The following is a 13690-nucleotide window of genomic DNA, read 5'->3' on the forward strand; positions in this document are numbered from 1 at the left end:
TCCCTGTATCATCTTATGGTATACCATGCTATGGAGCGCCAAGTTCCTTGTCAACCGGGCATGGAATCTGTTTTGTGGCGGCGCAGGAGGCAACACAACACATGCCAGACGACACGCTTCGCATCGACCGCAGCGCTAAGACCTTGAGGACGCTGGCGCTGGAGCGCATGCGCGACGCGATTATGGATTTCCACTTCCAGCCTGGCGAAAGGCTGGTCGAGCGGCCGCTTTGCGACCAGCTTGGCGTCAGCCGTTCCGTCGTGCGCGAGGTTCTGCGGCAGCTGGAGGCCGAGGGGCTCGTGCAGATGATCCCTGGGCACGGGCCGGCCGTAGCCAGGCCGGACCTCGGCCGCACCGACGAGATCTATGAGCTCAGGGCGCTGCTTGAAGGCATTGCGGCCCGAGCCTGCGCCCTGTCGGCCACCGGCGAGCAGCTGGCAAGGCTCGAACGCGCGCTGGCGGACCTGTTCGAGGCATGGGCATCGGGGACGCCGCCGGCGGTGATGCGGGCGACGACGAAATTCTACGAGGCACTGTTCGAGGCCGCCGATAAGCGTGTCGCCTGGGAAATCGTCAGCGGGCTGAATGTCCGCATCAATCAGCTTCGTTCGATGACCATCGTTTCGACCAACCGGCGCGAAGCGGCGATCGCCGAGATGAACGAGATCATGGATGCGATCCGCGCACGCAAGCCGGAAGAGGCGGAAGCCGCGGCGCGGCGCCATGTCGAATCCGCCTGGCAGATCGCCCGCACGGCGCTGCGGCCGCCGGCATGAAGCCGGCTATGCACCGCCAGCCATGGCCGCTCGCAGCCAGGCCGTGATGGCATCGAAGTCGATCGGCTTTGTCGTGTCGACGTCGAAGAGCGGTCCGCGCCGCAGCGGCTCGGCGCGTTTGGCGAGTTCGATCAGTTCGGGGATATAGGCCGCACCGGGATGCCCGGCGGGGCGCTGGTCGAGCCTGGCGCCATAGCGCTCGGCAAGCACTTCGCCCGGCGCGTGGCACCAGATTTCGAAAGTCTGCTCGACGCCAGCCTTTCGCAGATGATCTTCGAGAACCTCGCGCGGCTGGAAGCCGAACCAGGCGTCGACGATGAAGGTGGTGCCGGCGGGGGCTTCGCCGACAACCGACCAGATCGCCTGGTAGCTAGCGCGGCCGAGCGTGCGGTTGAACAGGCGGTCACCGCCGCCGAGCACTTCGAGGAACGGATTCTTGATCGTGTCGAGCGCCAGCAACGGCCAGCCCATGCGGTCGGCGATGCCGCGCGAGACGGTGCTCTTGCCGCTGGCGGGGATACCATTGACGAGCACGGCCCGTCGGGCGCGGCTGGACGGGGCCATGGGTGCAACCGGAACCGCATGCGGCTCCGCCGCCAGCGCCTGCAGGCCAGCGCCGATGACGCCGGCGTCGTCGCCGAGTTGTGCGGGTTCGACCTTGCACTGGTACCAGGGCGCCAGCGCCGGCGCGCGGTCGAGGGCTGCATGTGCCGCCCGGCCAAGGCCGCCGCCAAGCAGCACCAGATCGGGATCAAGCACGGCAACGGCGGTGTCGATGGCGGCACGCAAGGGTCTCGCCCAAGCGTCGAGAATGGCACGCGCGTGGACGTCGCCGGCCGCATCACGGGCAAAGAGCTGATCGACAGAGATGTCGGCGCCGAGACCGGCGCGCGCAATGTGACGGCCGAGCGCCGTACCTGAACTGGTGGTTTCGACGCAGCCGCGGCGGCCGCAGGCGCAAACCTCGCCATTGACGTCGACGGTGATGTGGCCGAGCTGACCTGCTGTTGCCGAGCCACGCATGATCCGCCGATCTTGAGCGACAGCGCCGCCAATGCCGGTGCCGATGGTGAACATGACGATGTTGCCATGGCCGCGCCCGGCGCCGAGCGCCATCTCGGCGGCCAACGCCATGTTGCAGTCATTGTCGATGACGACAGGCTTGCCGGTCATGTCTTCCAGGCGCTGCGCCAGCGCAACCGAGGCGAGGTCGACATAACCGCCCGACAGGACCGCGCCGCGCCGCGCATCGACGCGGCCGGGAACACCGACGCCGATGGCCTTCACATCCGGCGTGTCGAGAAGGCGCACCATGTCGGCGATGCGGCCGAGCACCAGCTCCGGGTCGGGCGCGCTTTTTTCGGAAACGCGCTTGAGGATTTCACCGGTGCCGGAGATGCGGGCGGCACGCAGATTTGTGCCGCCAATATCGATTCCTATGCTGAGAGGCATGGCGTCCTGCATTTGGTTTCACGCAATTCCGGACGCAAAACCGCTTCACACTTTTGCTGGAATAGCTCTAGTCCAAATTCGACTATCAGGCAGCGGCTTTCTGCCGGTAGTGCCCGATGACGGCCTGGATCTCACGCAATCGCGGCACTGCGATGGTCTTAAGCCTTTCGCGCTGGATGTCACGGTCGAGCGAGATGCAGTCCTTCCACAGCGAACGGCCGGCGATGACACCCGAGGCGCCATTCTGCATGGCGATCTCGACCTGGCCAAGGAAGGTGGCGTGGTTGACGCCGGCCGAAAGCACCGCCCACGGCACATCGCCAGCCATTTTGGTGATGTTGGCGCAGGCTTGCGGCGTTCCGGGGTAGGGAAGCTTCAGCACCTTGGCGCCGCAGTCGAGCGAAATCCCGGTGCCTTCTTCGACAAGCCATGGCGTTTTGGCGGCATAGTCCTCGGGGCTTTCCCCGTCGAGTTGATAGGTCAGGAATTCGACGACCAGCAGCAGGTCCTCCTGCCCGAAATCGGCGATGCACTGGCGCAGGATGGCGATGTTGTGCTCATTGGCTTCAGGCTTGTCGGCCCGCAGATACACCATGATCTTGCCGCCTGTGCCGCCCAGCGCGCGGACGCGGCGCGCGTCGATACCGGGGACGAGGCGTGACAAGCGGTAGCCCTCGGGCGAGACGTCGAAGCCGGAAGCGTCGAGACCGATAAGCAGCGCCGTATCGCGGTTCAAGACGCCCTCGTCGACAATGCGCGGCACCGCGCAGAGCGGGTCGAGCAACACGCAGGACGCAGCGCTGGCAAGGTAGCGCGTGATGTCGGCCTTGGTGTCGCCGAGCATGTCGTTGGTGATTTTGGCCTGTTCGTCAGGGTCCGACGCCAGCAAGGTCCGCATGCCGCCGCGCTGGTCGCAGGCAATGGCCACCATGGCTCCATCCTTGCCGCATATCTGCTGATAGCCGCGCAGTTCCGCGGTGGTCATTTTGGTCATGGTCTCAATCCGATGTTGGCGCGCTTTCACGAAAAGCGCGGATCCCGTGGAAACAACAATGTTCAGTTCTGCCTGCCTTAAAGGCAGGCGCGGTGACGCGCCGTCGCCCTCGAAGAAAGCGCCTCGCCGGCCTTGCGGTCGGGGAGCCGCCGCACGTTGCGAGTTGGCTGGATTTGCGCGATAACTCCCGTCGGCGTATACGTGTGTAACACGTTGCTGAAAGGAATTGCAAGCTGTCAGTTTCCCCTATCCAGGATGCGACCGCATCGCGGACGATGCTGCACACGGTGGCCAAGCTGCATTACGTGGAAGAGATGTCGCAGGTCGATATCGCCCGCCGGCTCGGTGTCTCCACCGCGACGATCTCGCGCCTGCTGCAGCGGGCGCGGGCTGAGGGCATTGTGCGCATCGAGGTTCTCGACCTGGCAACGCCGGAGGATATTACCAGGCAGCTGATCGATGGCTTGAAATTGCGGGATGCCGCGGTGGTGGAGACGCCGGCGGCTGGCACGCTGGCGGCGCTCGCGGCACCGCTTGGCGGTCTGCTCAGGCAGGCGCAATTGATGGCGGGCTCCGTCGTCGCCATCGGCTGGGGACGCGCCGTGCGCGAGGTGATCCGGGCCGGCCTGCCGCGCATGCCGGGCGTGCTTACAGTGGCCGCCACCGGCGGCATGCAGCAGCAGGCGGCGCATTTTCAGGTCAACGAATTCGTCCGGCTTGCCGCCGAGGAGTTCGGCGGTACACCGCATTTCATCCATGCGCCCTATCTGCCCTCCACCGAATTGCGCGAGGTCTTCCTGCGCGACACCGCGATCCGCGATGCCGTCGCCTTGTGGGAGAGGACCGATGTCGCGATCGTCGGCATCGGCCTGCCGCATGCCATCAATGCGCCCGAGGCAAGTGCCGCCACGCCGAGCGAGCAGGCGCTGGTTCATGCGGCCGGTGACGTGCTTCGCCATTACTTCGATGCCGATGGCACGCTGATCGCCTGGGAAGGGGAGAGCCGGATGATAGCCATGTCGCCGGCGCAGCTGCGCGCCGTGCCGCTGGTCATCGGCCTTGCCGCATCACCGGAGAAGGCGACGGCAATCATCGCCGCCGTTCGCGCCGGGCTGATCAACACGCTGGTGACGGATACCAAGACGGCGCAGGCCATCCTCGCGGCGCTCGCGTAGCGATAGAACGGGCAGGACGCTACCGTGATTGGTGGCTCTGGGGGGATCCAAGGCGCTGCCACGAAAACCAGTTGTGCCGTCGCAAGCCCCGGGCGATAGTTGGCCGGGGCTCTGCGGAGCAGTCGGATGTTGTGCGGTGTGAAAGACCCGGCGCTGTCAGCTCGGAAAAACCGAGTTGCAATTTATTTCTGCAAAGTGTTACAAGTTGGAACGCCCGCCGGCAAGGCGTGGCGCGGGGCACAGTTTGCCGGACCTCGCGGAGGCTGAGGAACGGGGCTGTGGCCAGGTACGCCGGTCGGCTGACCGGCTGACACATCGACTGGAGGGCGCTTGGGAGGAGCTGCCCGCGAAAGGCAAACAGGCGTTCCCGGCCGTCGCATCCGAACGGGTGACGGCCATTCCAAGGTCACTTGCAACGGCAGATCTGCCAATAATGAGGAGGATGTCATGAAGAAGATTGTTGCCGCGCTCGCGGCGCTTGCCGTCAGTGCGACGGTGCTGATGGCGCCCGCACAGGCGCAGGACAAGAAATACACCATTGCGCTCATTCCGGGCCTGACCACCGACGGCTTCTACATCACCATGCGCAAGGGCGCCCAGGCGGCGGCCGACGCGCTTGGCGTGAACCTGGTTTTCCAGGGCGCGCCGGACTTCAACCCGGTCACCCAGGTGCCGGTGCTCGACGCCGTCATCGCCAAGAAGCCGGATGCGATCCTGATCGCGCCGACCGACAAGGTCCAACTGGTCGAGCCGCTGCGCAAGGCCAATGATGCCGGCATTCCGGTCATCACCGTCGACACGTTCATCGGCAGCGGCGTCTACCAGACCGGCGCCGGCGATGCCGATTTCCCGCTGGCTTATATTGCTTCCGACAATGTGCTCGGCGGCGAGATCGCCGCGCGCGCCCTGGCCACCGCCATTGGCGACAAGGGCAAGGTCTATGTGTCGAACGTCAAGCCCGGCATCTCGACCACCGATCAGCGTGAAGAAGGCTTCAAGAAGGAGATGGCCAAGCATACGGGCATCACCGTTCTGGAGACCCAGTTCAATGACGATGACGCCAACAAGGCGGCCTCGCAGTTGCAGGCGGTGTTCGCGCGCAATCCCGACCTGGTCGGCGTCTTCGGCGCCAATCTGTTCTCGGCACTGGGTGCGGCCAACGGCGTCAAGCAGGCCGGACAGACCGGCACCGTCAAGGTTGTCGCCTTCGATGCACCGACCAGCATCGTCGACAACATCAACACCGGTCTGGTCGATGTGGCGATCGCCCAGCATCCGGCCGAGATCGGCTATTACGGCGTCGTCTCCGCCTATGCCCACCTGACCGGCCATTCGATCCCGGTCACGATCGGCACCGGTTTCACGATCATGGACAAGTCCAACATCGCGGATCCAAACATCTCGAAGTATCTCTACTCCGAGTAAGTCCAGACCAGCTCGGCTCCTCCCGGTCCGCCGGGAGGAGCCTGCCGGGTCTTCGCCAATCGAGGCCTGTTTGAAGGCGCCGCGGAGAATCCATGACCTCGACATCACCAGCCCAGCCGGCCGAGAAGCATGTCGCCCCTCAGGCCGATCACGGCGATCCGGCCAGGAGCCTGATCGCACGCATCGCCGAAGGGCGCGCCTGGCTGTTCCTCGCCGGCCTGCTCATCTGTTTCGAGGCCTGGTCGAGGCTCGCCTTCGGCGCGACTTTCGTGCTCAATCCGTTCAACCTGCAGTCGATCGCCATCTTTGCCGTGGCGCCGCTGCTGCTGGCGACCGGACAAACCTTCGTCATCATTTCCGGCGGCATCGACCTGTCGCTCGGCTTCATCATGGGCCTTGCCGCCGTCATCGCCGCGCATGCCACCAATTTGGCGGGTGCTGCCATTCCCCTGCCGCTGGCCATGCTGGCGGGCATCCTTGCCTCGGTGATCGTTGCCGGCGTGCCGGGCGTCATCAACGGCCTGCTGATCTCGCGGCTCAAGGTGCCGCCCTTCATCGGCACGCTTGGCATGTTCGGTGTCGCGCGCGGAGCCGCCTTCCTGCTTGCCGGCGGCACGACGGTGCCGGTGCAGAATTCCTGGTTCGCGCTGCTTGGCAACGGCAAGTTCTACGGCGTGCCCTATCTGGTGATCATCACCGCGGTCTTCGTCATCGTCATGCACTATCTGCTCAGCCAGACCCGGTTCGGTCAGCACAATTATGCCATCGGCGCCAATGTGCAGGCGGCGCGGCGCGCCGGTATCGACATCAGGGGCCACATACTGCGGCTCTATGTGCTGTCGGCGATGTGCGCCGGCCTCGGCGGTGCGCTCTACGCCGCGCGCTTCACCGCGGGCGCGGCACAAGCTGGCGAGCCCCTGCTGCTCGACAGCGTCGCGGCCGTCGTCATCGGCGGCGCCAGCCTGTTCGGCGGCTCCGGCACCATTTTCGGCACGGTCGCCGGTGCGCTGGTGATCGCGGTCATCCAGTACGGGCTGGTCTTCGTCAATGTCGAGCCGTTCTGGCAGTTCATCGCCGTCGGCGTCGTCATCATCATTTCCGTTCTTATCGACCAGGCGCAGCGCCGGTTCAGTGGAGCCCGTCAGGATGAATAGCAGTAACCAGACCACGCCCCTGCTGGAAGTCCGCAACCTCTCCAAGCATTTCGGCGCCGTGCGTGCGCTCAACGACTTCTCCATGGCCGTGCGGCCGGGCGAAGTGGTGGCGCTGGCCGGCGACAATGGCGCCGGCAAGACGACGCTGATCAAGGCGATATCGGGCGTGTTCCAGCCGACGGGCGGCGAAATCCTGCTCAGGGGCCAGCCGGTGACGTTCGCGACGCCGCAGGAGGCGCGCGAGAAGGGCATCGAGACCATCTACCAGGATCTCGCGCTTGCCGACAATCTGTCGATCGGCGCCAATATCTTCCTTGGCCGCGAACCGATGCGCAAGGCGTTCGGCTTCCTGCCGGTGCTCGACCGCAAGGCCATGGCAGAGGCGGCCAAGGCGACGATGGGGCGGCTGGACTTCCATGTCAGCCGGCTCGAGGCTCCGGTCAGCAATTTCTCCGGCGGCCAGCGCCAGGCGGTCGCCATCGGCCGCGCTGTCTACTGGGATGCGCAGATCCTGATCATGGACGAACCGACCGCCGCCCTTGGCGTGCCGGAGCAGCGCAAGGTGATCTCGCTGATCCACCAGCTCAAGGCACAAGGGCGCGGCGTGATCTTCATCTCGCACAATCTGCAGGACATTTTTGCGGTATCCGACCGTATCGTCGTGCTGCGGCGCGGCGTCCAGGCCGGCGAGCGCAAGATCTCCGAGACCAACCATGATGAAGTCGTCAAGCTGATGGTCGGCGGCTGAGCTCTAAACTGCGTCCCGATTCGTCAGGGCGATGTGGCAGCAGCCGGAACCGTGGCCCGGCGTCCAGGTGACATTGTCGAAGCGCACGCCGGTCGCCTCGAACAGGCCGCGGTCGAAGGCGCCGGCGATGCGGCAGAGCGTGGCGAGTTTTTCGTCGCCGACACCTGCCTCGACCCAGGCGTCCTTCAGCGGGCAACGCTTCACCTTGAAGGCGATGCGGTCATCGCCGCGCTCGACGTCGGTCGGATACATCAGGCCGCTATCCGGACTGACGGCCAGGAAGGCTTCGCCGATGGCGCGCGCGTCGTTGGCGCCGAAGCTGGCGAAGGCGGTTGCGGCCACTTCCTTGCCGCGCTGCTCGATGGTGCGGATCATAATCGCCTCGGCCCTTTCAGCACCCAGCTCCCCGGTCAGTTCGTCGAGAAAAAGACGGTAGAGATCGGCACGGTTGCGAAAGGCGGAGTCGAGTTCGCGCGACAGTTTTTCGGCTCGGGCTTCGGGGTCGATCATGATGCGTCCTGCGTGGTTCTTCTGAGCTTTGGCGCTGCCGCCACCAGTGCCTTGCCGATGGCCGATTGCGGCGCATCGATGACGGCACGGGCATCGCCGCTCTCGGCAACCCGCCCGGCATCGAGAAGGACGACACTGTGGGCGATGGCACGGACGACGCCGAGATCATGTGAAATGAAGAGATAGGCGATCCGTTCCTGCCTCTGCAGGTCGAGCAAAAGGTCGAGGATCTGTCCGCGCACCGAGACGTCGAGTGCCGACACCGCCTCGTCAAGCACGATCAGCGACGGTTTCGTGGCGATGGCGCGGGCGATGGCGACGCGCTGTCGCTGGCCGCCGGAGATTTCATGGATGGCGCGCGGCGCGAGATCGGCCGGCAAGCCGACGCGCTCGAGCAAGGCGACGATGCGGCTTGGGCGCTCGGAACGGGAGGCGATGCCGTGGATGCGCAAGGGATCGTCGAGCACACGCGCCACCGTGGCGCGCGGATTGAAGGCGGCAAGCGGATCCTGGAACACCATTTGCAGACGCGCGCGGCGTGCACGCAAGGCGGCGCCACTCAAGGCCAGGAAGTCATCGCCCTCGAATTCGATGCGGCCAGCGTCCGGCTCGATCAGCCGCAACACCAGCCGCGCGATCGTCGATTTGCCGCTGCCGGAGGGGCCGGCCAGCGCCAGTGTTTCACCGGGCTCGATGTGAAAGGAGACATCGTCGACGGCGATGACGGTTTTGCCGCCGCGTCGGTAGCGCTTGGTGAGGTTGGACACTGTGAGCAAGCTCATGCGCGCAGCCCGGCCCGGTTCAGCAAGGGCGCGGCGTCGAGGCCGATATGGGCATCCAGCAGGGTGCGTGTGTAGGGCTGGCTTGGAGCGTCAACAATCTGCGCCGTGGTGCCAAGCTCGACTAATTGACCATGGCGGAAGACGGCGATGCGCTCGGCAAGCTCGGCCGCCAGCGCGATGTCGTGGCTGATGAACAGCAGCGTCATGCCGTCCTCGGCCACCAACTGCCGGATCAAGCCGACGATCTCTGCCTGCACGATGGTGTCGAGCGCGCTGGTCGCCTCGTCGGCGATCAGCAATTTCGGCCCGGCCGCGATTGCCGCGGCAATCGCCACGCGCTGCTTCTGGCCGCCGGACAGCTGATGCGGGAAGGCATGCAGGGCCGAGTCCGGATCGGGCAGGCGGACGCGCTCTATGAGGGTTTTGGCTTTTGCGTATGCCTGCGGCCAGCTGAGGCCGAGATGGGTGCGGGCGACTTCGGCGATCTGTTTGCCGATGGTCATGACCGGATCGAGACTGGCGGATGGGTCCTGGAAGACGAAGCCGATGTCGCGGCCGAGGAGGGGTGTGCGACCAAGGCCGGACCATTCAATTCTTCCGCCAACCGCCGAAGAGGCTGGCAGTAACTCCGCGAGCGCCAGCGCCAGCGTGCTCTTGCCCGAGCCGCTTTCGCCGATGATGGCCAGACGCTCGCCAGCCTCTATATCGAGGCTTACGTTCCTCAGCGCCGCCACCACGTTGCCGTCGCGGCGGTAGGTCACGGTCAGGTCGCGGATCGACGCTAGCGCCGTCACGACAAGCCTCTCCTGACGGCCGCCGTCTCGACGATGCCTTCGCCGGTGAGATAGACGCCTAGCACCGTCAGCACCAGTGCTATGCCTGGAACGATCGACAGGAAGGGCGCGGTGCGCAAAACAGTGCGGCCTTCCGCGATCATCCCGCCCCAGGTGACGCGGTTCGGGTCGCCGAGGCCGAGGAAGGACAGCGCCGCCTCGGTGAGGATCGCGGCGGCGACGATCACCGATGACATCGCCAGCACCGGCGGCAAGGCGTTGGGCAGCACCTCGCGAAAGGCGATTTCAAGCGGATGCATGCCGATGGCACGCGCACTGGCGACATAGTCGCGTTCGCGGATGGACAGGACTTCGGCGCGGGCAATGCGCGCCGGTCCGGTCCAGGTGCCGAGCGCTATTGCCGCAACGACGATGCCGAGCGACGGCCCGACGACGCTGACGAAGGCCAGCGCCAGCAGGAAGCTCGGCACGGTCTGGAAGGCATCGGTGATGCGCATCAGCACCTCATCGGCGAGGCCGCCGGCAAAGCCGGCCAGCGTGCCGACCACAGAGCCAATGGCGAGCGCTGCCGCTGCTGCCGCAAGGCCGACAGCCAGGGAGGTGCGAGCGCCATGAAAGAGCTCGGCCAGTACGTCGCGGCCGAGCCTGTCAGTGCCGAGCGGCAGCGACCAGTCCTGGAACGGCGGCAGCAGCGCCGGTCCAGCGATGGCTTGTGGATCGCCAGGGAAAAGCAGTGACGCGATGAGTGCCGTTGCAACCAGTGCAGTCAGAAGGACGGCGCCGGCTATTGCCTCGGGCGTGCGCAGAAAACGGCGAAGCGGGTTCATGCGCCGGCCTCGCTGGCGCCAACGCGTGGGTCGAGGAAGGCATAGGCGATGTCGACGAGCAGGTTGATGACGATGACCAGGACGGCGCTGGTGAGGATAATACCAAGCAGCAGCGGCGTGTCGCGCGAAGCCACCGCTTCCTGCGCCAGCCGGCCGAGGCCCGGCACGGAGAAGACACTCTCGATGACAACGCTGCCGCCCAGCATCTGCGCCGATTGCAGGCCCAGCATGGTGACCAGCGGCAGCAATGCGTTGCGGGCGACATGGGCCAGCACGATGCGGCGGCGCGAAAGCCCCCTGGCGCGGGTGGCGAGCACAAAATCTTGCCGCCAGACCTCGGCCATGCCGGCGCGCATCATGCGCAGATAGAGCGCCAGATAGATGAAGCCGAGGGCGGACACCGGCAGGACGAGATGGATGGCGATGTCGGCGGCGCGGTCGAGGCCGGTCTTGTCCGAGGCCAGTGTCTCGATACCTCCGATCGGCAGCCAGCGCAGGTCGACGGCAAAGACCACGATCAGCACCAGGCCGAGCCAGAAACCCGGCACGGCATAAAGCGCCAGCGAGCCGAGCGACAGGAAGCGATCGCGGAAACTACCGGGCCTGGCGCCGGCATAGATGCCGAGTGCCGAGCCGAGCCCGAAGGATAGCGCGGTGGCGCTGACCATCAGCAGCAGCGTGTTGGGCAGGCGTTCAAGGATTACGTCGCGGATTGGCCTGGAGAAGGTCACCGACTGGCCGAGATCGAGATGCAGCAGCGCCCAGAGATAGTTGGCCAGCCGCGTCAGTTCCGACTGATCGAGACCCCAGCGATGGCGCAGCAATTCGATCATGCCGGCGTCGCCGCCGGTCGAAACGATATAGGCGTCGACCGCATCGCCGGGGGCTGCTTCAAGCAAAAGGAAAGTACCGATGATGACGATGAGCAGCACGAAGATGCTGCCGACGAGGCGACGGCGGATGAGGGTGAGAGCGCGGGTCATGCGGGCCTTAACCTCCCCACAACGGGGAGGGTGAACCCTGCGGAAATGTCTGGCAGGACAGAGGGGCGCGCGAAGGAACTCTCATTGTCGAACCTGAGCACCCGGACGGACGATCTGCAAGTCTGGAGGTCAACCCGCCAGATACGTGTCCGCCCAGTTCGACACCGCCCAGCGCGGGTTGTTGGCGATGTTCCCCACCGTGTCGCGGGCGACGCTGATAAAACTCCATTCGGCGACGTTGATCAGCGGTAGGTCTGTGGCCACCTCCTTCTGGAACTCCTTGTAGAGGTCGGTGCGGGCTGCCGTGTCGAGCGTTTCCGAGGCCTTGGCGATCAGCACGTCGAGCGCCTCGTTCTTGTAGCCGCCCTGGTTGGAGAACGGCACGCCGTCGGCAATACCGCTCTGCACCAGAATGGTGGTCGAGATCGCCGGGTCGCCGCGGAACACCGGCGGGCCGACGGCGAGGTCGAAGGCGTGGTCGGTGTAGACGGCCCTGATGTGCGCGGCCGAGTCGTTGTTGACAAGCTCCGCGTCGATGCCGATGGCGGCGAGCGCCTGGCGCAGATAGTCGCCGAACTGCTTGGTCTCGTTGAAATAGGGCGCCGGCAGAAGTTTCAGCGTAAAACGCTTGCCGTCCGGGCCTTTCTTGTAGCCGGCCTCGTCGAGCAGCGCGTTGGCCTTGGCGACGTCGAAGGCATAGGTCGGGACGTCGGCGGTGTAGAACTGCGGATCGTTCTTCGGCACCGGGCCGGTGGCTGTCGCGGCATAGCCGAGGAACACCGTCTTGACGACAAAGTCCTTGTCGATGGCGTGCGCGATCGCCTGACGCACTTTCAGATCGGCCAGTTCCTTGCGGCGATGGTTGATTTCGACGACGAGCTGGTAGGTCAGCCCCTCATAGCCCTTGGTGATCACCTTCAGGCCCGGCACCTTGGAGATGCGGTCGAGGTCGGCCAGAGGCACGGCGGAGAAGGCGGCGAGCTGGATTTCTTCCGCTTCCAGCGCGCTTGCCGCGGACGTGCGGTCGGGCAGCACCTGGTAGATGATCTCGTCCAGATAGGGCTCGTCCTTGCCCCAGTAGTCGGTGTTCTTGGTCAGCTTGTAATACTGGCCGGCCTTGTACTCGCCGAACTTGAACGGCCCGGTGCCGATCGGCGCGTTGTTGGCCGGGTTGTCCTCGATCTTGCCGACCTCATAGACGTGCTTCGGCACGACGCTGCTCAGCGCCGGCAACGCGTTGCGGATCAGCTGGAACGGCGTCGGCTTGGCGAATTTGAACACGGCGGTGAGATCATCAGGGGTGTCGACGCTGGCCAGATCCTTGAACACGGTGCGGCCGAGATTCTGCAGCGGCTTCCAGATCTGCAGCGCCGAGAAGGCGACGTCAGCCGAGGTGAACGGCTTGCCGTCATGCCATTTGACGCCGTCGCGCAGCTTGAACGTCACCGACAGTCCGTCGGCGGCACCTTCCCAGCTTAGAGCCAATCGAGGCGCAAGGCCGTCCTTGCCGTCAAAGGAGGCTTCGGCGAGCGTCTCGACGATCTTGCTGGAGATGAAGAAGACGCCGTTGGAGGCGACGATCGCCGGGTTGAGGTTGCGCGGTTCGGAATCGGCGGCAAGCACCAGCCGGCCGCCCTTCTTCGGTGTCTGCGCCCAGCCCAATGTCGGCATGGCGGTGGAGGCCAGCAGCAGCGCCGAGCCGGCAAGCATTTTGCGTCTGGAAATCGTGAAACCTGACATGATCGAACTCCGTCCTCTCCGCGACCCCGATCGGCGCGACAACAGCCCTCGAATGCCGGTATCGGCATTCTTGCGGTGGCGATTATGAGCCTTGCCGAGGGTTTCGCCAGAGACGGAATTGGCGCATCCTCGCTTGGCTTTGAAATTTTCGTCCGCTGGACCAGTTCAAGAGAACGGGTTCAATTCAACCAATCTGGTAGGGCCAGATTTGGCGGACTGGCGACGGATGACGACTTGGTGACCGCCCTACCGCACTGATCGCGGGATTTCTGGCTAGACCAGAGTGGGCAAAATGGTGCAGATTTAGTCCACAGCCCAGGGATCCGAGCG

13 protein-coding genes are annotated in these 13690 nt (G+C 65.1%); 5 read left to right on the forward strand and 8 right to left on the reverse strand.

The window, feature by feature from the left end; translation table 11 throughout:
- The first annotated feature begins 101 nt into the window (after positions 1-101).
- On the forward strand, positions 102-776 hold the full coding sequence (locus tag AC1D05_RS34255; RefSeq protein ID WP_477447244.1) for a GntR family transcriptional regulator: 675 nt from the start codon (positions 102-104) through the stop codon (positions 774-776).
- 6 nt (positions 777-782) lie between these two features.
- Here the strand turns inward: AC1D05_RS34255 and AC1D05_RS34260 are convergent, their stop codons facing one another.
- Positions 783-2228 carry an ROK family protein gene (locus AC1D05_RS34260; RefSeq protein WP_477447246.1) on the reverse strand — a complete coding sequence of 482 codons (1446 nt, stop codon included), beginning with the start codon at positions 2226-2228 and terminating at the stop codon, positions 783-785.
- 85 nt (positions 2229-2313) lie between these two features.
- The gene (locus tag AC1D05_RS34265; protein WP_477447248.1) at positions 2314-3222 is read right to left on the reverse strand and encodes a tagatose-bisphosphate aldolase; all 909 of its coding nucleotides are present in this window, start codon (positions 3220-3222) and stop codon (positions 2314-2316) included.
- Between the two features lie 275 nt (positions 3223-3497).
- Here AC1D05_RS34265 and AC1D05_RS34270 point away from each other — a divergent pair, with 275 nt between their 5' ends.
- The 4 genes from AC1D05_RS34270 (at position 3498) to AC1D05_RS34285 (ending at position 7724) form a co-directional block, all read left to right on the forward strand.
- Positions 3498-4397: a sugar-binding transcriptional regulator gene (locus tag AC1D05_RS34270; protein WP_477447250.1), complete on the forward strand. Its 900-nt coding sequence runs from the start codon at positions 3498-3500 to the stop codon at positions 4395-4397.
- Positions 4398-4844: 447 nt separating this feature from the next.
- A complete protein-coding gene (locus AC1D05_RS34275) occupies positions 4845-5822 on the forward strand; it encodes an ABC transporter substrate-binding protein (RefSeq protein ID WP_096457947.1) in 978 nt (325 codons plus the stop codon).
- Positions 5823-5914: 92 nt separating this feature from the next.
- Positions 5915-6976, forward strand: a complete 1062-nt coding sequence (locus AC1D05_RS34280; protein WP_477447252.1) for an ABC transporter permease subunit — start codon at positions 5915-5917, stop codon at positions 6974-6976.
- On the forward strand, positions 6969-7724 hold the full coding sequence (locus AC1D05_RS34285; RefSeq protein ID WP_027043364.1) for an ATP-binding cassette domain-containing protein: 756 nt from the start codon (positions 6969-6971) through the stop codon (positions 7722-7724). Before AC1D05_RS34280 ends, AC1D05_RS34285 begins: the two co-directional genes overlap by 8 nt.
- A 3-nt stretch (positions 7725-7727) precedes the next feature.
- On the opposite strand, the gene AC1D05_RS34290 is transcribed toward AC1D05_RS34285, so the two are convergent.
- The 6 genes from AC1D05_RS34290 to AC1D05_RS34315 form a co-directional block, all read right to left on the reverse strand.
- The gene (locus AC1D05_RS34290) at positions 7728-8234 is read right to left on the reverse strand and encodes an L-2-amino-thiazoline-4-carboxylic acid hydrolase (protein ID WP_477447254.1); all 507 of its coding nucleotides are present in this window, start codon (positions 8232-8234) and stop codon (positions 7728-7730) included.
- Positions 8231-9016 (reverse strand): ABC transporter ATP-binding protein, encoded by a 786-nt coding sequence (locus AC1D05_RS34295; protein ID WP_477447256.1) that lies wholly within the window; start codon positions 9014-9016, stop codon positions 8231-8233. Before AC1D05_RS34295 ends, AC1D05_RS34290 begins: the two co-directional genes overlap by 4 nt.
- Positions 9013-9810 (reverse strand): ABC transporter ATP-binding protein, encoded by a 798-nt coding sequence (locus tag AC1D05_RS34300; RefSeq protein ID WP_477447258.1) that lies wholly within the window; start codon positions 9808-9810, stop codon positions 9013-9015. Before AC1D05_RS34300 ends, AC1D05_RS34295 begins: the two co-directional genes overlap by 4 nt.
- Positions 9807-10637, reverse strand: coding sequence for an ABC transporter permease (locus tag AC1D05_RS34305; RefSeq protein ID WP_477447260.1), 831 nt, complete (start codon positions 10635-10637; stop codon positions 9807-9809). The genes AC1D05_RS34300 and AC1D05_RS34305 overlap by 4 nt, the downstream gene beginning before the upstream one ends.
- Complete coding sequence (locus AC1D05_RS34310; protein WP_477447262.1) at positions 10634-11620, reverse strand: ABC transporter permease; 987 nt, start codon at positions 11618-11620, stop codon at positions 10634-10636. Before AC1D05_RS34310 ends, AC1D05_RS34305 begins: the two co-directional genes overlap by 4 nt.
- A gap of 129 nt (positions 11621-11749) precedes the next feature.
- Complete coding sequence (locus tag AC1D05_RS34315) at positions 11750-13360, reverse strand: ABC transporter substrate-binding protein (protein ID WP_477447264.1); 1611 nt, start codon at positions 13358-13360, stop codon at positions 11750-11752.
- Positions 13361-13690: the final 330 nt, after the last annotated feature.

It is taken from the genome of Mesorhizobium sp. P2_E9, assembly GCF_056403815.1.